Annotated in this window: 13 protein-coding genes; 8 read left to right on the top strand and 5 right to left on the bottom strand. The window is 53.5% G+C overall.

The window, feature by feature from the left end:
- Nucleotides 1-26: 26 nt before the first annotated feature.
- Nucleotides 27-1,706 (bottom strand): ribulokinase, encoded by a 1,680-nt coding sequence (locus tag ACJY2G_RS16020; RefSeq protein WP_430320535.1) that lies wholly within the window; start codon nt 1,704-1,706, stop codon nt 27-29.
- Nucleotides 1,707-2,122: 416 nt separating this feature from the next.
- Between ACJY2G_RS16020 and ACJY2G_RS16015 the strand changes: the two genes are divergently transcribed.
- The 4 genes from ACJY2G_RS16015 to araC all read left to right on the top strand — a co-directional run bounded on the left by ACJY2G_RS16015 (nt 2,123) and on the right by araC (nt 7,074).
- Entirely contained in the window at nt 2,123-3,109 is a 987-nt protein-coding gene (locus ACJY2G_RS16015) for an arabinose ABC transporter substrate-binding protein (protein ID WP_112288541.1), read from the top strand.
- 245 nt (nt 3,110-3,354) lie between these two features.
- Entirely contained in the window at nt 3,355-4,938 is a 1,584-nt protein-coding gene (gene araG, locus ACJY2G_RS16010) for an L-arabinose ABC transporter ATP-binding protein AraG (RefSeq protein ID WP_112288540.1), read from the top strand.
- Nucleotides 4,939-4,956: 18 nt separating this feature from the next.
- Nucleotides 4,957-5,961, top strand: coding sequence for an L-arabinose ABC transporter permease AraH (gene araH / locus ACJY2G_RS16005; RefSeq protein ID WP_120164009.1), 1,005 nt, complete (start codon nt 4,957-4,959; stop codon nt 5,959-5,961).
- 177 nt (nt 5,962-6,138) lie between these two features.
- Complete coding sequence (gene araC, locus ACJY2G_RS16000; RefSeq protein WP_095922099.1) at nt 6,139-7,074, top strand: arabinose operon transcriptional regulator AraC; 936 nt, start codon at nt 6,139-6,141, stop codon at nt 7,072-7,074.
- A 627-nt stretch (nt 7,075-7,701) separates the two neighbouring features.
- On the opposite strand, the gene uxuA is transcribed toward araC, so the two are convergent.
- Nucleotides 7,702-8,886, bottom strand: coding sequence for a mannonate dehydratase (uxuA, locus tag ACJY2G_RS15995; RefSeq protein WP_112292001.1), 1,185 nt, complete (start codon nt 8,884-8,886; stop codon nt 7,702-7,704).
- Between the two features lie 197 nt (nt 8,887-9,083).
- Between uxuA and ACJY2G_RS15990 the strand changes: the two genes are divergently transcribed.
- A complete protein-coding gene (locus tag ACJY2G_RS15990) occupies nt 9,084-9,785 on the top strand; it encodes a FadR/GntR family transcriptional regulator (protein ID WP_430320534.1) in 702 nt (233 codons plus the stop codon).
- Between the two features lie 647 nt (nt 9,786-10,432).
- On the opposite strand, the gene bcsG is transcribed toward ACJY2G_RS15990, so the two are convergent.
- Genes bcsG through bcsE form a run of 3 tightly spaced genes read right to left on the bottom strand, consistent with a single transcriptional unit; the run spans nt 10,433 to nt 13,913 of the window.
- A complete protein-coding gene (gene bcsG, locus ACJY2G_RS15985; RefSeq protein WP_439291923.1) occupies nt 10,433-12,079 on the bottom strand; it encodes a cellulose biosynthesis protein BcsG in 1,647 nt (548 codons plus the stop codon).
- Nucleotides 12,076-12,309 (bottom strand): cellulose biosynthesis protein BcsF, encoded by a 234-nt coding sequence (bcsF, locus tag ACJY2G_RS15980; protein ID WP_430320532.1) that lies wholly within the window; start codon nt 12,307-12,309, stop codon nt 12,076-12,078. Before bcsF ends, bcsG begins: the two co-directional genes overlap by 4 nt.
- A gap of 5 nt (nt 12,310-12,314) precedes the next feature.
- Complete coding sequence (bcsE, locus tag ACJY2G_RS15975) at nt 12,315-13,913, bottom strand: cellulose biosynthesis protein BcsE (RefSeq protein WP_430320531.1); 1,599 nt, start codon at nt 13,911-13,913, stop codon at nt 12,315-12,317.
- A gap of 203 nt (nt 13,914-14,116) precedes the next feature.
- Between bcsE and bcsR the strand changes: the two genes are divergently transcribed.
- From bcsR to bcsA, 3 genes are read left to right on the top strand one after another with little or no spacing between them, the layout of a single operon-like run.
- Nucleotides 14,117-14,317, top strand: a complete 201-nt coding sequence (gene bcsR / locus ACJY2G_RS15970; protein ID WP_120163862.1) for a cellulose biosynthesis protein BcsR — start codon at nt 14,117-14,119, stop codon at nt 14,315-14,317.
- A gap of 1 nt (nt 14,318) precedes the next feature.
- Entirely contained in the window at nt 14,319-15,044 is a 726-nt protein-coding gene (gene bcsQ / locus ACJY2G_RS15965) for a cellulose biosynthesis protein BcsQ (RefSeq protein ID WP_430320530.1), read from the top strand.
- Entirely contained in the window at nt 15,041-17,653 is a 2,613-nt protein-coding gene (gene bcsA, locus ACJY2G_RS15960) for a UDP-forming cellulose synthase catalytic subunit (protein WP_430320529.1), read from the top strand. Before bcsQ ends, bcsA begins: the two co-directional genes overlap by 4 nt.
- Nucleotides 17,654-17,674: the final 21 nt, after the last annotated feature.

Below are 17,674 nucleotides of genomic sequence, written 5' to 3'. Positions count from 1 at the left end.
TGAAATAGCAATTTATGAGACAGACATTAATGTGCCGGTTTCGCTGCAAACAGCGGTTCAGTGGTGGCACACCATTGCTGATAACGTTCATACAGGCGCTGATATTGTTCGACGCGCTGTGGATCCGGCAGCAGCGTACGTTCTATGCTGCAGGCCATTTTTTCCTGTGCGGCCGGAACGTCGCTGAATTCCCCGGCGGCGACGGCAGCAAAAATTGCCGCACCCAGCGCGCAACACTGATCGGAGGCGACGATTTGCAGCGGACGGTTCATCGCGTCGGCGCAAACCTGCATGATGACCGGTGATTTACGTGCGATACCGCCGAGCGTGAGGACGTTCTCCACCGGAATATCCTGCTGTTCGAAACATTCCATGATGGCGCGTGCGCCAAAGGCGGTGGCAGCGATAAAGCCCCCGAACAGTTCCGGCGCTTGCGTGCCCAGATTGATATCGGTGATGACGCCTTTCAGACGCTGATTAGCAAACGGCGTACGGCGACCGTTGAACCAGTCGAGCACCAGCGGCAGATGATCGAGTTTCGGACTGGCCGCCCACGCTGCGGTGAGATCGGACAGCAGATTTTTTTGCAGGCTGGTCAGTTGCGGTGCCATTTCAGGATGCACTTTGGCGGCCTGAATCAGCGGCCAGCTCAGCAGACGGCTAAACCAGGCATACATATCACCGAAAGCGGATTGTCCGGCTTCCATCCCGATCATGTCCGGCACCACGCTGCCTTCGACCTGACCGCAGATCCCGGCAATCGCGCGGTCGTTTACACGCTCTTTGTCGGCGATCAGAATGTCGCAGGTGGAAGTCCCGATCACTTTCACCAGCGTATAAGGCTGTGCGCCCGCGCCGACTGCGCCCATATGGCAGTCGAATGCACCGCCGGAAAGCACCACGGAAGCAGGCAGACCAAGGCGTTCTGCCCATTCAGAGGTCAGCGTGCCAACCGCCTGTTCAGCGGTAACGGTGTCAGTAAACAGCGGATACGGCAGGTTTTCGACCAGCAAAGGATCGAGAGCAGCGAAGAAATCTTTTGGCGGCAAACCGCCCCATGACGGATGCCAGAGCATTTTGTGTCCGGCGCTGCAACGGCCACGCACCACTTTGTCCGGCGCGGTGGTACCGGAAAGCAGGGCAGGCACCCAGTCGCACAGTTCAACCCAAGAAGCCGCGGCTGTTTTAACGGCAGCGTCCGCGCGGGAAACATGCAGGATTTTTGCCCAGAACCATTCAGAGGAGTAAACGCCGCCGATATAGCGGGAATAGTCGGGGAATTCACCGCTGCGGCACAGGCGGTTAATTTCTTCGGCTTCTTCTATTGCCGTGTGATCTTTCCATAACACGAACATGGCGTTCGGGTTTTCGGCGAACTCAGGCGTCAGCGCCAGAATGTTGCCTTCATTATCTACAGGAGCAGGCGTGGAACCGGTGGAATCCACACCGATCCCTACCACGCGCGCCGCCCGTTCACTGCCCAGACGTTGCACGACGTTTTTGATTGCCTGCTCCATCGCTTCTATATAGTCGAGCGGATGGTGGCGGAACTGGTTTATTGCCGCGTCACAGTAACGGCCTTCAGTCCAGCGCGGATAATAAACCACGTCAGTTTCCATCTCCGCACCGGTCTGACAATCCACAGCCAGTGCCCGGACAGAATCGCTGCCAAAATCAAGACCAAGAGCAATCGCACCTTGCGTCATTCTTTCTCACTCCTTCAGGTTTGCCGTAGTCATTACGGCGGCGAATCGAATTGCTCTAACAGTAGGAGGATGCAAAAAAGTGAGTGAGGAGGCGTTAGCTGGAAGTATGCACAAATCTGCTCCCAATGATGTTTCTGTGAGGTTGGTCAAATGTTAGCGTTTGGCTAAAATCGCTATATCTATGTACAAACCTGCTGTTTTCCCGCCGTGTGATAGCGCTCTACATTCCGCTGCAAAATTACCGCTAAAACTTAACCCGTCTTACAAGAGAGTGTGACGTAAATCCGCTACATACCGGACTTCGCCGCACTTTCACTTTGTTTCTTTACGCTACTGATAACGTTTTCATGATTGCGGCAAACCAACAGATATGAGACTGCGATTGTGAAAAACAACAATAAAAGTCGGAGAACATCATGCATAAATTCACTAAGGCATTAGCGGCGGTAGGGTTAGCAGCCGTTATGTCACATTCAGCTATGGCAGCCGAAAATCCAAAGCTGGGTTTCCTGGTTAAACAGCCCGAAGAGCCGTGGTTCCAGACTGAATGGCGCTTTGCAGATAAAGCCGGTAAGGATCTGAACTTTGAGGTCATTAAAATTGCTGTGCCAGACGGTGAAAAAACGCTGAATGCCATCGACAGTCTGGCGGCAAACGGTGCGAAAGGTTTTGTTATCTGTACGCCGGATCCGCGTCTGGGGCCTGCCATCATGGCGAAAGCGCGCAGCTATGACATGAAAGTTATCCAGGTGGATGACCAGTTCGTGAATGCCAAAGGCAAGCCAATGGAAGAGGTGCCATTGGTGATGATGGCCGCCACCAAAATAGGCGAACGTCAGGGACAGGAACTGTATAAAGAAATGCAAAAACGTGGCTGGAAAGTCGCAGATACCGGCGTGATGGCGATTACCGCTGATGAGCTGGACACTGCACGCCGCCGTACTTCCGGTTCAATGGACGCGCTGAAAGCTGCCGGTTTCCCGGAAAAACAAATCTATAAAGTTCCGACCAAATCCAACGATATTCCTGGCGCACTGGATGCCGGTAACTCCCTGTTAGTCCAACATCCTGAAGTGAAGAACTGGCTGATCATCGGTATGAACGACAACACCGTTCTCGGCGGTGTGCGTGCAACAGAAGGTCAGGGCTTCAAAGCCGCTAACGTGATCGGTATCGGTATCAACGGTGTGGACGCCGTGAATGAGCTGTCAAAAAGCGCGCAAACCGGCTTCTATGGTTCCCTGTTACCTAGCCCGGATATCCACGGTTATAAAAGTATCCAGATGCTGAACGAATGGGTCACCAAAGGCGTTGAACCACCGAAATTCACCGAAGTCACTGATGTTGTCCTGATCACCCGCGACAACTTCAAAGAAGAGCTGAAGAAGAAAGGCTTAATGTAATTTCCTCGTCATCCTTCGGGCTGCAGATGCGTTGGCTGCGTTCGTTCACCCCGGTCACTTACTTATGTAAGCTCCCGGGGATTCACGAACTTGCCGCCTTCCTGCAACCCGAATGATTTAGAGGAATAGCGAGTAAACGAGCATTAGATAACGCTGCTGCAGAGTGGACGACAGGAAGTTTTACGAACTGTTTTCTGCTGTGCAGTGGCGTGCATTCAACTTTACTTAATTTCCAGGTAGCCACTATGACTCAGCAATCTTCAAACAAGACGCCTTTGCTGACACCGTCACTGACGGAGTTTGATGCGGCCACGCCGTATCTGGAATTCCATGACATTGGCAAAACTTTTCCAGGCGTGAAAGCGCTGGACGGGATTTCTTTCAATTGTTATGCCGGGCAGATCCATGCGCTGATGGGCGAAAACGGCGCGGGTAAATCGACGCTTCTGAAAATCCTCAGCGGCAACTATCAGCCTTCACAGGGCAATATTCATATCAGAGGGCAGCAGGTCGCTTTCAATAACACCACCGATGCGCTCGATGCCGGTGTGGCGATCATTTATCAGGAATTGCATCTGGTGCCGGAAATGACGGTGGCAGAGAACATTTATCTCGGACAGTTGCCCAGCAAACACGGTTTTGTGAACCGCAAATTGCTGCGCTATGAAACCAAAATTCAGCTCGAACACCTCGGGCTGGATATCGATCCCGATACCCCGCTGAAATATCTCTCCATCGGCCAGTGGCAGATGGTGGAAATCGCTAAAGCGCTGGCGCGTAACGCCAAAATCATTGCATTCGATGAGCCGACCAGTTCACTTTCAGCACGTGAAATCGAACAATTATTCCGTGTTATCCGTGAGTTGCGGGCAGAAGGGCGTGTGATTTTGTATGTGTCACACCGTATGGAAGAGATTTTTGCATTAAGTGACGCTGTCACCGTTTTCAAAGACGGCCGCTATGTGCGGACCTTTGACGACATGACCCAGGTGGATAACAGCAAGCTGGTGCAGGCGATGGTCGGCCGTAATCTGGACGACATTTACGGCTACGCGCCGCGTCCGCACGGCGAAATACGTTTGCAGCTGGATCAGGTCAAAGCACCGGGCGTGAAGACGCCGATCAGCCTGAGCGTGCGTCAGGGAGAAATCGTCGGCCTGTTCGGGCTGGTAGGCGCCGGTCGCAGTGAGCTGATGAAGGGGTTATTCGGCGGCACGCGCGTCACCGGCGGCACACTGCGGCTCGATGGCAAAGTGATGAACATCCGCAAACCGGCAGACGCGATCCGCCAGGGCATCATGCTGTGTCCTGAAGACCGCAAAGCCGACGGCATCATTCCTGTTCACTCGGTACGTGACAACATCAACATCAGCGCCCGCCGGAAAACGGTGAAAGCGGGTTGCCTGATCAACAACGCCTGGGAAGCGAAAAATGCGCGCAAGCACATCGAGGCGCTGAATATCAAAACGCCAAGCGATCAGCAGCTGATCATGAACCTTTCCGGCGGTAATCAGCAAAAGGCCATTTTAGGGCGCTGGTTGTCGGAAGACATGAAAGTCATTTTGCTCGACGAACCGACGCGTGGGATTGACGTCGGCGCCAAGCATGAGATTTACAACGTGATTTATTCACTGGCGAAACAAGGCATTGCGGTGCTGTTTGCGTCCAGTGATTTACCGGAAGTGCTGGGTCTGGCGGACAGAATTGTGGTGATGCGCGAAGGCGCTGTCTCCGGCGAACTGTCCCACGATGAAGCCACCGAAGAAAAAGCGCTGGGGCTCGCCATGTTGCGGACACCAGACCTTGATTCTGCCCCTGACGCTGCCTGACTGAGGAGCAAAAATATTATGTCGAGTATGACAACCAATTCAGCAAAACCGGATCAACCTTCAGCCGCATCGCGCAGCGGACAAGGCCTGATGCGTATCTGGGACAGCTACGGCATGTTAGTGGTGTTCGCCGTACTGTTTCTCGCCTGTTCGATTTTCGTGCCGAACTTCAGTTCTTTCATCAACATGAAAGGGCTGGGACTGGCTATTTCGATGTCCGGCATGGTGGCCTGCGGGATGCTGTTCTGTCTGGCTTCCGGTGACTTTGACTTGTCCGTCGCCTCCGTCATTGCCTGTGCGGGCGTGACAACCGCGGTGGTCATCAACATGACTGAAAGCCTGTGGATTGGCGTCGCTGCCGGTTTACTGCTTGGGATGCTGACCGGTTTGCTCAACGGTTTTGTTATCGCCCGCCTGAAAATTAACGCGCTGATCACCACGCTCGCCACCATGCAGATTGTGCGCGGTCTGGCGTACATCATTTCTGACGGTAAAGCAGTGGGCATCGAAGACGAACGCTTCTTCGCACTCGGTTACGCCAACTGGCTGGGACTGCCCGCGCCAATCTGGCTGACGGTCGGCTGTCTGATTATCTTTGGTCTGCTGCTGAACAAAACCACGTTTGGCCGTAACACGCTGGCGATTGGGGGTAATGAAGATGCCGCGCGTCTGGCCGGTGTGCCGGTGGTGCGCACTAAAATCATCATCTTCGTTCTGTCCGGTCTGGTATCGGCGGCGGCGGGCATCATTCTGGCTTCACGTATGACCAGCGGTCAGCCAATGACGTCGCTGGGCTTTGAGCTGATCGTCATCTCCGCCTGTGTGCTGGGTGGCGTTTCGCTGAAAGGCGGCATCGGTAAAATTTCCTACGTGGTATCGGGGATCCTGATCCTGGGTACCGTGGAAAATGCCATGAACCTGCTGAATATATCTCCGTTCTCGCAGTATGTGGTACGTGGTCTGATCCTGCTGGCGGCGGTTATCTTCGACCGTTACAAACAGAAAGCCAAAAAGACCGTTTAAACCGGTTTTGTGATAACGCTTTCACAGCTTACTACCCGCGGCATTTAACGCTCAGACCGGTTAAATGCCGCAAAAACGCGTGGTTGTTCACAAAAAAGTAACATTTATTGGCAGCGTTTTCATCGCCGATTAGAATAGATAAAAAGTCCATAGCCACGTGAAGTTTCGGGAGGTTCGATGTATCACCGTATGATTCAGGATCAGCAGCAAAACCCGCTGTTACCGGGTTACAGTTTCAACGCCTATCTGGTCGCCGGTATGACACCGATCCTTGCTGACGGGCCACTGGACTTTGCCATCGACCGCCCGGGCGGCATGAAAGGTTACATCCTCAACCTGACCGTAAAAGGGCAGGGTAAAGTTTTTGACGGCGAAGATACGTTCTACTGCAACCCCGGTGATCTGCTATTATTCCCGCCGAAAGCCCGTCATCTCTACAGCCGTTCCGCTAACGCCGATTCCTGGTATCACCGCTGGGTGTATTTCCGCCCGCGTGCCTACTGGGCAGACTGGCTGGAGTGGCACACCAAAACCCGCGACGTCGGGCGTCTCTCCTTACCGAATAACACCTTATTACTGGAATTCGACCGCCTGTTTGCCAATATCGAGCAAACTCAAAAATCAGGCCGTCGTTTCTGCGAAGAGTTAGGGATGAATCTGCTGGAGCGTCTGTTGCTGCGCGCAATGGAAGAAGATCCGCAGAGCCCGCAAAAAATTATGGATCCGCGCGTTATCGAAGCCTGCCAGTTCATCACCGGAAATCTTGCCGGAGAGTTGCGTATCGACGAAGTGGCGCGTCATGTTTGCCTGTCTCCATCACGGCTGGCACATCTTTTCCGCGAGCAGGTGGGGATCAACATCCTGCGCTGGCGTGAAGATCAGCGGGTGATCCGCGCCAAACTGTTATTACAGACGACTCAGGAATCTATAGCGACGATTGGCCGTGTGGTGGGATATGACGATCAGTTGTATTTCTCGCGGGTATTCCGCAAACGGGTAGGGGTCAGCCCAAGTGATTTCCGCCGCAGAAGTGTTGAGATTAACTATCCGGCTAAACCGTACAAGTCACATCCGTGGCCGGAGCAGGAAAACGCGGTGGCGTATCATTTTTGAGTTTTGCAGAGTGGGCCGCTGCAAAAGGGGCGGCCGTTTAAGTTCAACAACACCTTGGGTTGCCACCCAAACTGGCCTTAAGGTCAAGACCGTGGGCGTCGGCCCACACCGACCAGAGACCCGGTAACGCGCGGGCCTCTGGACTCCGCGCTTTTTTCACTGCGCGCTGTCGCGGGTATGACGGACATGTTCTGGCGCATTGGTAAGTGGCGCAAATCCAGGTGCTTCGCACTGCCTTCTCTCGGTCTTCGAGCCACAGGTCTCGAAGCCGCTCCGTTCAGCTGGATTTTAAGCACGCCAATCCACTTTTCTAAAAGATAAAAGAGACGATCTGCCGTTGATTTTAAGATCGTGCGGGCGATTCAGAAAGCTTGCTGAATGAGAGGTTGCAGACCTGAGGCTGCAATCCCGAAATGAAGGGACCGCGCAGCGGCAAGCTTTCCAGCCTGTCACTGCGGTAACTGAAACATAGCCACCGAGCGGAAGCGCTTTTTGAAAAAGCGAAGGAAGATCCAAGAGGGAAAAAGCATTTTTCCCTCTTGGTCGGTTTCAGCGCGAAAGGCCGAGTGATAACCGTTATTAAGAAACCGAAATTATCTCAGTCGGAAGTTAATTAATCCCGCGAGTTTACTCGGCAAAGAAGCTCTGTTTCAACGCCCGCTCTACACCCCGCAGTTCCGCCAGTCCCCGCAGACGTCCAATCGCCGAATACCCCGGATTGGTTTTCTTGTGCAAGTCATCCAGCATCTGATGGCCGTGATCAGGGCGCATCGGGATAGCGCGCAAATTACCTGCGCGGCGGCGGGTTTGCTCTTCGGTCAGAATGGCTTTGATGACTGCGACCATATCCACATCACCGTCAAGATGGTCGGCTTCATGGAAGCTGCCCGGAACTTCTTCGCGCAACGTGGCGCGCAGGTGGATGAAGTGAACGCGGTCAGCGTAATCGGTCATCATTTTCACCAGGTCATTATCTTCACGCACGCCGTAAGAACCGGTGCAGAAGCAGAAACCGTTATGAATACTGTCGACGGTTTCTTTCAGCCACTGCATATCTTCAATGGTGGAGATAATGCGCGGCAGGCCGAGAATAGGGCGCGGGGGATCATCCGGATGAACCGCCAGACTTAATCCGCATTGCTCCGCCACTGGCACAATACTGCGCAGGAAGTGCGCCATGTTTTCACGCAGTTTGGCCTTATCGATACCGTCGTACGTCGCCAGACGGGCACGGAACTGATCCAGCGTATAACCTTCTTCTGCACCCGGCAGACCGGCGATGATGTTTGACACCAGCTGGTCTTTCTCTGCCTGCGTCATCGCCGCAAAATATTCTGCCGCCTGTTTCTGTTCTTCAGCGCTGTAATACGACGTCGCGCCTTCACGTTTGAGCAAATGCAATTCAAAGGCCGCGAAAGCGATATGGTCGAAGCGCAGGGCGCGTGAACCGTCTGGCAGCAGATAACCCAGATCGGTACGCGTCCAGTCCAGAACCGGCATGAAGTTATAGCAGACCGTATAAATCCCACATTCCGCCAGATTACGAATAGATTGCTGATAGTTCGCAATGTGCTTCTCAACATCTCCGCTGCGGGTTTTGATTTCCTCATGTACCGGAATGCTTTCGACAACCGACCACACCAGACCTTTGGCTTCAATGATCGCCTTACGCTTTTTAATTTCTTCTACCGGCCACACTTCACCGTTAGGAATATGGTGCAGGGCAGTGACCACGCCAGTTGCGCCAGCCTGACGCACATCATCAAGCGAAACCGGATCGTTCGGGCCGTACCAACGCCATGTCTGTTCCATGTGTTTTCCTTAAAATTGTTAACTGACTCTCTGAATGTAGTTGACGCATGGCCGGTGATAAGTTCAATCTTAATGCGCGGTCTGGTCAGGTGGTCTGCTGGTCAGGCCATCAGACCGACATATGATTCAGTATCAAACCGATGATTAATGTGACCTGGATAACAGATCTGCGATTCAGCAAGAACATGGAGACAATAATGGAATTACCAACCCTGAAAGTGGAACGGCTGTATCGCCAGATTTCAAACGTACTGATTAACTGCATCAACACCGGTCAGTTCGCGCCGGGGGCGATGATCCCGTCCGAACGTGACCTGTCCAAACAGCTGGGCGTCAGCCGTTCTTCCATCCGCGAGGCGCTGATTGCACTGGAGATCACCGGCTGGGTGGAAATCCGCACCGGCAATGGTGTCTACGTCAGCGACCCGCTGCCACAGGCAACGCCAGCCGCACAGCAAACGGTCAGTCATGAAGAAGAATTCAGCCTGCAGTCGCTGGTGAAAGCACGACAGGTGTATGAAGCGATGACGGCGGAACTGGCGGCGATTAACGGTACTGAAGAGCAGCGTGTGAAATTGAAAGAAATTGCCGATGAGCTGAATAAGCTGAATGCCAACAACGACGCATTCCTCGAAGCTGACCGCCGGTTCCATCTGATGATCAGTGAGATGACCGGCAATGAAGTGCTGCACGATATGATGGGCTACCTGTGGGATAAACGCCGCTCACGCCGGTTTATGCGCTTAGAAAGCCATTACACCGAAGTCGATTTCGCCCGTGAAATGAATGCCGACCATCAGGGGATCCTGGACGCGATTCTGGCGAAAGATGGAGCGGGGGCGAAAGCAAGGATGGCAAGGCATTTACAGCATGTGTATGACCAGTTATTTGCGGAGTGATAGTGTCAATGCCGGACACAGGCGGCTTTTAAATTCAAAACCAACTCCAAAACCAACACATTGGGTTGCCACCCAAACTGGCCTTAGGGTCAAGGTCGTGGGCTCGCCGCCCACACTGGCCCAAAGGGTTTTAAACGAAACCCTTTGGAATCCTGCGTTTTTTTAACTGCGCGCTCTGCTCGCTGGCTATGTTTCAGGTATCACCGTGATAGCCGCAAAATCCCGCCGCTGCGCGGTTCCCTCCCTTCGGGTTGCAACCCGCGTAAAAAGACACGCGGTTTTCCACCTCTCGTCCGGCGGTATTTTGGAACCGGCCTCAGGCCTTTACTTCACAACCTTACTTGTTCTGTTTTATTTTTAAAAGCCAAGGGCGGTTCAGAAATCTTGCTGAACGGAGCGGCTTCGAGACCTTTGGCTCGAAGACCGAGAGAAGGCACCGCGCAGCGGCAAGATTTCCAGCCTGTCGCAGTGGCACCTGAAACATAGTGTCCAGCGATAGCGCGAAGTGAAAAAAGCGCGGAGTCCAGAGGCCCGCGCGTTACCGGGTCTCTGGTCGGTGTGGGCCGACGCCCACGGTTTTGACTTGAGGCCGTTTGGGTGGCAACCCAAGGTTTTGCCCGTGTGGGCGGCAAGCCCACAAAATAGCATTAGCTCGGATACGGCACCCATCCCCCGCCATTCAGGCGAATATAGATTTTCCCCTGATATTCCATTACCACCGAGTTCTCATTTTCAGACACCAGCGGCGTTTGCGGCAGGTTCGACGCGAAGGTTTTCCAGTCCATGGTCGGCGTGGTAAAGACTTTGCCATCGACTGCGCGGGCGACCATTTCTGAAATCGCCTGATAGCTGCTCTGGCCTTCGATTTTCATCGGCGACGGAGCATGTGGTGCCTGCATACCAAAGAACTTCACGCCGACCGGGATGTGAGTGATACCCGGACTCGGGATATCGCGCAGGCCGGAAATCTGCATCTTATCGCCCACCAGCGCCGCGCCATGTTCAGGCACCACCACCAGCATCACTTTACGACCCGATTTATCCAGCTGATCCATAAAGGTGTTCAGCTGGTTCAGCAGTGTCTGTGCGCGGTTATGGTAGTCCGCACCTTTATTGCTGCCGACGTAACGGTTGCCGTCATGCAGCGGGATCAGGTTGAAGAAGGTTGCTGTCCGTGCGGTGCCGGCTTTTTCCTGATTCTCAAGCCAGCGTGAGAACAGCTGCCCGTCGTTGAAAATGGGTGAACCGTCGAAAGAGGTCAGTTCATAACCCAGACCAGCCTGTGACATCAGCGGGGCTTTCATATCCGCGTCATCACGCAGATTGCCGATGTAATTACCGAACACGCCGGTGTGATCCATCGCCAGCTGCGAGGTAAAGCCCAGACGCGCCAGATCGTCAAACAGGTAACATTGCTGACCGGCTGGCTGGTACAAATCGTGGTGGGATGGCTGACCGCAGCTCGCACGCAGCAGGCGAATCGACGCCGGGCCACTGTATGCTGTGGCGGAGTTGAAATTACTGAACACAAAATCAAAACGCGACCACAGCGGCGAATTCGAAAGATTCACCGCGTCCAGATCAGCCCAGGCCAGCGAACAGATATTGATCACCAGCAGATCGAAAGGCTGAGCATCGGCTGGCAGGGCATCAGGAAACTTAGTCGCCTTGCGGCGTTCATTTTGGTAGAACTGATCCAGATACGCATTCAGGTTGGCATTGGTCGGCGGACCCGTGACGGTATTATCGGTACCGGATGACGCGACTTGTGCCGGAGCCGCCGCGGTATTTTGCGCCACAACCGGTGCCGGTGTATGCGTAAACAGCGGCGTGATCACACCGCTGAGATTCACCCATAACAGGGCTATCACCGTGAATGTGGTCAGGCGTAACCACTGTGAAATAAACAGATAACCGACAAGCAGGGCGAAACCGACTGCAATCCACTGCCAGTTGATGAAACGGTCAGCCAGTTCAAGCAGATAACTGACGCTGAAACCTGCGACGTCGGCTCCCTGATTGACAATGGAACGCCAGCCCGGCAACCACGTATCATGATAAAGCAGCGCAAGGCCGAACGGCAGGGCAACCCACTGTCGCCAGCGATGGAGGCGCAGGGAGCGAAGCGGGAATAATAATACGGCCGCAAAAACCAGATTGCTCAGCGCGTCAAAATTCAGATAACCCTGTGAAAGCAGAACAAATTTCAATAAGAAATAGTAGTTCCAGGCACCAAGACCGCGCCAGGATTGCCAGATCCGCAAGCGCGGAGAAGAAGAGTGCGATTCGTTCATAGTGAAGTTTTGGATTTCCCTGTAGCCGCAGAATTTTCAGGCAAAGTCGCGGAGCGTTTGCGGTTCTTATTGATGCTGCTGATGGTCATGGGGGTTAAATAACGCGGCGAAAGAAATCGCGTCGCAAAGCGGTTTCTCCAGCGCGGCAACCGGCTGCGCAGGGCATATCCCAGCGGAAGAAAAATCACCGCCGCCAGAATGAAAATTTCGATAATGTCCTGAATGTCCATTTCTCTTACTCCGGCGTGTTAATAACGGGCGTATCGCTCACGGCCAGCGTGATGGGAACGGGCTGATGAACGGGCGCACGTTTCAAAGGTTCAGATTTATGCGCCACAAAAGGCTGTGCTTCTGACACCGGATTTGCCATCGGCGGTTTGGCGGCCAGACGGCGAACTTCTGTCTGAATATCCAGCTCGTGACTCCAGAAAGTCTGACTGCTAAAGACTTCTTTCACCGGCAGATTAAACAGGAAGGCCAGAACGTTTTCGACATCACTGACCTGACAGTTCGACAGGAACAAATACAGATGACGTTCTGTCACGGTCAGAATATCGCCGTCGCGGCGCAGCGAACAAAGAGACATCGCCTGCTCAGGGCTGATCCCGGCGGCAGGGCGCAGTGAAATTAAAATCCCGCGTGATTCGGTCGCCAGCGCGGCGTGATCCCAGATATCGCGCATCACGTCGCAGAACACCGGCAGCGGCAGATATCCCTTATGATGCGTTGGTAAACGGCTGTCCAGCAGCACGTCGATGTCCTGCGGGACATGACGGGTAAATGTCAGATTTTGCAGGTCATCCAGTAAGGTCAGAAAGTTGGAAAGACGTGCAGCGTGCGGCACCACCAGATTGGCACCGCAGGCCTGCAACAGACGCTGGTCGACATAGCGCAGGGAAGAATTCATCTCGCGCACCACAATTTTCAAACCATTGCCGCGCTGAATGCGCAAAAGGTGGATCTGCCGTGCGAGCACTTCCACTTCATCGTTACCCGCCAGCGCAAAAATAACGGTGGCAGAACGGGCATGCGTGGCTCTTTCGGTCAGCGCGTCGTTGCCATCGAACAGGAACCAGCGCTCGGAAAGTGCAGGCGCGCCTTCCAGCACCGAACGCTCTGCCAGCAACATCCACTGATCATCACCGGTTTGGGCTGAAGCTGAAGATGAGGCGTCTTTCTGGATCTCCCAACCGTTCTCGCGCGGGATGAGAGGATAAAGCGTATTCGCTTCGGCACCCAGACTGTTATGCCACCAGGAGATGCCCCACTGGTTTGGGTTCACATCGGTTTTTAAATCAGCAAGGCCATATATATTGTGGTGGAATAAATGTAAGCGGGATTTAACCGCATTAATGCCATCGCCGAAGCAGATAATAAGCAGCGTCGCCCCTTTACTTTTAGCGCCTGACTGAATTTCACTCAGCCAGCGGGAAAGTTGTTTATCTTTTACTTCCTGACAGCGCACGGCAGGAAGTAATAAAATCATTAAAGAAGCAGGGGGGGCAGGCAGGCGATTAATATCGGCGGGCAATCCCAGAAACGCTTTTTTTCCTTCCGCGTGCTGATAATAAAACGTTTGCCTGGGGTATTTATGCAAATGGGTGAGAAGGATATTGTCATCAGCTAGTCTATTTTTATCATCAGAGCAAATTAAATTGTGCTGTGGAAAAAACAGGCTGACAGGGATTTCTCCCCGCTGAGCTTCAAGTACCTGACCACTCAAACGATATGCCGCTTCCTGACTGTCGGTGTTGACCCAGTAAAGCCCCTGAGCCTGCATCTGGCCTAAACCATTCCAGAATTGCTTCATACCCAATGAAAAGGAGAGTGCCATATTGTTAATCTGCTTCAGTCCGGTTTTGATTAAAAGTCTGCTGGGACACACTGATAAATGTGAGTATAATAAATTCTATCATTGCTACATTAAATAATCATAATTCTTCACAATAATGTTTGATACTAAAATGCCTAATCATGATGGGCAATTTTTGGCTGTGCTGAAGTATCAGCATTTGGATTGAAGCAGGGAGAGAAACGGTGGCGGCCAATATTGCAGACTCAGAAGAATCCGAACCGTCCAGTGATGATGATTTTTATGCGCTGAGTCACCTTTTTGCTTTGTCAGAATTACATTACGTAGATATAGCCCGTAAAGAAAAAATTCCGCAACTAATGTCCCGCTGGCCATTATTGGCTGAGTTGGCGCAATTCGCTGAACACGGCGCGGAGAAAAAATAATATGGCTGTCATCGCGTTACAGGGGTTTCGTGGCGGTACCGGTACCACCTCAGTGACCGCAGCGCTGGCCTGGGGGCTCGCACAACTGAATGAAAAAGTGCTGGTGATCGACTTTTCGCCTGAAAACATGCTGCGGTTGCATTTTGGTATGCCTTACGCTCAGTCGCGCGGCTGGTGTTCCGCGCATAAAGCCGGAGAAGCCTGGCAACAATCAGCGATGCGTTACCACGCCCGTCTCGACTTTCTGCCTTACGGTCATGTTTCAGCTGACGATGTCAGTGAGGCCAATTTCGACTGGCAAAAAGCGCTCACGCAGCTCAAAAATACCGGCGTCTATGATTGGATCCTGATTGATTCTCCGGCGGCTGATCCTCTGCCTGCGCAGTCGCTGGCCGACAGCACGGTGGTACTTCTGCACGCCGATACCCAGTCGCATCTTCGTTTACACCAGCACGCCTTAGCGCCAAACGGGCGCTATCTGCTCAATCAGTTCGTTCCCTCCAGCCAGTTACAGCAAGATATTTTGCTGTTATGGCGAGAAACCTTGCCAGCATTGATCCCGGTGATTTTACATCGTGATGAAGCCATGGCGGAATCGCTGGCGGTAAAACAACCGGTCGGGGAATGGAAAGATAACAGCAAGATCGCCCGTGAAATGAATACGCTGGCAAACTGGTTCCTGCTCAATCTTCGTCAGCCGCAAGCGGTGCGGAGTCCGGCAAAATGAACGGCCTGTTGAACCTGTTTTTTGTGCCGCCCGTCATGCAGGAATTGCAGCACCGTTACCGCCGTTACCGGCAGGCAAAATCTTCACGCATTGCTTCCGGCATGATGATTGTTTGTGTGGCGCTGTGCTGGCTGTTTCTGCGTTTTGAATCACCTGCCTGGCAGCGTGTCGGTGCGCAGAGAACCCGCTGGTATCCGCAAATTTCGCCTTCGCGGGTGCGTATTGCCGATCCGCTGCGTTATCTCGTTCAGAGTCTGTGGTTAATGATCATTATCCCGGCAGGAAAAACCCGTGGCGGCATCGTTTATAGCCGGTGGCCGCAACGGCTGCGGGAAAGGATCCATCTCTGGCTGGAATCGTTGCCAAAACGGGTGACGCAAAGTCCGCTCGAAACCCGTATCACACGTCGTATCGGAAAAATGAACCGCGCCGGCAGGCGCATTCTGATGCTGATGGCGGGGCTAGTGGCGGTTACGCTGGCTATGTTCTGCATTTCCCAGCCATTTGGTTATATTGCCCAGTTTATTTTCGTGGTGCTGCTGTGGAGCATTGCGATGATTATCAGGCGCATTCCGGGGCGTTTCCCGGCGCTGATGATGATTGTTCTGTCACTGACCATTTCCTGCCGCTATTTATGGTGGCGCTACACCTCAACCCTGAACTGGGAAGATCCGCTGAGCCTGATTTGCGGTTTACTGCTGCTGGGCGCGGAAACCTACTCCTGGACCGTGCTGGTGCTCGGTTATATCCAGACCATCTGGCCGCTTAACCGTAAACCGGTGCCGATGCCTGAGGATGTCTCGACCTGGCCGACGGTTGATCTGATGATCCCCACTTATAACGAAGACCTCAGCGTAGTAAAACCGACGTTGTATGCGGCGCTCGGGCTGGACTGGCCCCGTGAAAAACTGACTATTTACCTGCTTGATGACGGCAACCGGCAGGAGTTCGCCGATTTTGCCCATAAAATTGGCATCAAATATATTGCGCGTGAAACCCATGAGCATGCCAAAGCCGGTAACATCAATAACGCCCTGAAACAGGCAAAAAGCCAGCTGGTGGCGATTTTTGACTGCGACCACGTACCGACCCGTTCTTTTCTGCAACTGACCGTCGGCTGGTTCTTCAAAGATAAAAAACTCAGCATGATGCAGACGCCGCATCACTTTTTCTCGCCGGATCCGTTTGAGCGAAATCTGGGACGTATGCGCCGCACGCCGAACGAAGGCGAGTTGTTTTACGGGCTGGTGCAGGACGGCAACGACCTGTGGGATGCCAGCTTCTTCTGCGGTTCCTGCGCGGTGTTACGCCGTGATGTGCTCGATGAAATCGGTGGTATCGCGGTGGAAACCGTCACCGAAGATGCCCATACCTCGCTGCGTATGCACCGACACGGCTACAGTTCAGCCTATATCCGTATTCCGCAGGCGGCGGGGCTGGCGACTGAAAGCCTTTCCGCCCACGTCAGTCAGCGTATCCGCTGGGCGCGCGGAATGGTGCAGATTTTCCGCCTTGATAATCCGCTGTTTGGCAAAGGGCTGAAACTGGCACAACGGCTGTGTTATGCCAACGCCATGATGCACTTCCTGGCGGGGATCCCGCGGCTTATCTTCCTGACCGCGCCGCTGGCGTTTCTGTTATTACACGCCTACATCATTTATGCCCCGGCGATGGCGATAGCGCTGTATGTCCTGCCGCACATGATCCACGCCAGCCTGACTAACTCCCGCGTGCAGGGGAAATACCGCCATTCTTTCTGGAATGAAATCTACGAAACCGTGCTGGCCTGGTATATCGCACGACCCACTACCGTGGCGCTGTTTAATCCGCACGCCGGTAAATTTAACGTCACCGCCAAAGGTGGCCTGAACAAACACGCCTACGTTGACTGGAAAATCAGCCGCCCGTATCAGATTCTGATGCTGCTTAACCTGGCCGGATTATTCTTCGGTATTTACCGCATTATTTATGGCCGCCCCGATGAAATCCTGACCGTGGTGGTGAGTATGGCCTGGGTGATTTACAACATGATTATTCTCGGCGGGGCGATTGCGGTGGCGTTTGAATCGAAACAGGTGCGTCAGGCGCATCGTGTCGAAGCCAGAATGCCAGCCTCGCTGATACAACCGGACGGCCACATTTATGTGTGTACCGTGCAGGATTATTCGGACAACGGCGTCGGGCTGGAAACAGAAAGTGCCAGCCAGTTTAAAGCCGGTGACAACGTCACGTTGCTGTTGCACCGCGGTCAGCAGGAATACACTTTCCCGATGCAAATCAGTCGTGTGTTTGGTACCAGCATGGGAATGCAGCTTCTGCCGCTCACCACGCAACAACATATCGATTTCATTCAATGTACTTTTGCCCGGGCTGACAGCTGGGTATTGCGCGAAGACAGTTTCCCTGAAGACAAACCGATGGAAAGCCTGCGTGAAGTGCTGGGGCTGGGTATCCGCGGCTACCTGCGGATGCTGGATATTGCGCCGCAACGCTTCCGTCCGCTGGCCTCCCGCACCCGGTCGTTTGGCGGCTGGCTGCTGTCTTTCGCGCCGCGAAATCCGCCGCTGTCCGTTCAGCCTGATGAACCCAACCTGATGATGACCAAATAATGAAAAGACTTCCTCTAACAA

It is taken from the genome of Rahnella sp. ATs2 (genome assembly GCF_051851855.1).
Lineage (GTDB): Bacteria > Pseudomonadota > Gammaproteobacteria > Enterobacterales > Enterobacteriaceae > Rahnella > Rahnella variigena.
The sequence above is the reverse complement of the archived record's forward strand: the minus strand, read 5'-3'. Positions and strand labels throughout refer to the sequence as shown.

What these genes read in the sequence shown, in the direction of transcription:
- bcsA (WP_430320529.1), top strand. Translation starts at nt 15,041, where the DNA reads ATGAACGGCCTGTTGAACCTGTTTTTTGTGCCGCCCGTCATGCAGGAA.
- bcsE (WP_430320531.1), bottom strand. Translation starts at nt 13,913, where the DNA reads ATGGCACTCTCCTTTTCATTGGGTATGAAGCAATTCTGGAATGGTTTA.
- ACJY2G_RS16020 (WP_430320535.1), bottom strand. Translation starts at nt 1,706, where the DNA reads ATGACGCAAGGTGCGATTGCTCTTGGTCTTGATTTTGGCAGCGATTCT.
- bcsQ (WP_430320530.1), top strand. Translation starts at nt 14,319, where the DNA reads ATGGCTGTCATCGCGTTACAGGGGTTTCGTGGCGGTACCGGTACCACC.
- bcsF (WP_430320532.1), bottom strand. Translation starts at nt 12,309, where the DNA reads ATGGACATTCAGGACATTATCGAAATTTTCATTCTGGCGGCGGTGATT.
- araG (WP_112288540.1), top strand. Translation starts at nt 3,355, where the DNA reads ATGACTCAGCAATCTTCAAACAAGACGCCTTTGCTGACACCGTCACTG.
- ACJY2G_RS16015 (WP_112288541.1), top strand. Translation starts at nt 2,123, where the DNA reads ATGCATAAATTCACTAAGGCATTAGCGGCGGTAGGGTTAGCAGCCGTT.
- ACJY2G_RS15990 (WP_430320534.1), top strand. Translation starts at nt 9,084, where the DNA reads ATGGAATTACCAACCCTGAAAGTGGAACGGCTGTATCGCCAGATTTCA.
- uxuA (WP_112292001.1), bottom strand. Translation starts at nt 8,886, where the DNA reads ATGGAACAGACATGGCGTTGGTACGGCCCGAACGATCCGGTTTCGCTT.
- araH (WP_120164009.1), top strand. Translation starts at nt 4,957, where the DNA reads ATGTCGAGTATGACAACCAATTCAGCAAAACCGGATCAACCTTCAGCC.
- bcsG (WP_439291923.1), bottom strand. Translation starts at nt 12,079, where the DNA reads ATGAACGAATCGCACTCTTCTTCTCCGCGCTTGCGGATCTGGCAATCC.
- araC (WP_095922099.1), top strand. Translation starts at nt 6,139, where the DNA reads ATGTATCACCGTATGATTCAGGATCAGCAGCAAAACCCGCTGTTACCG.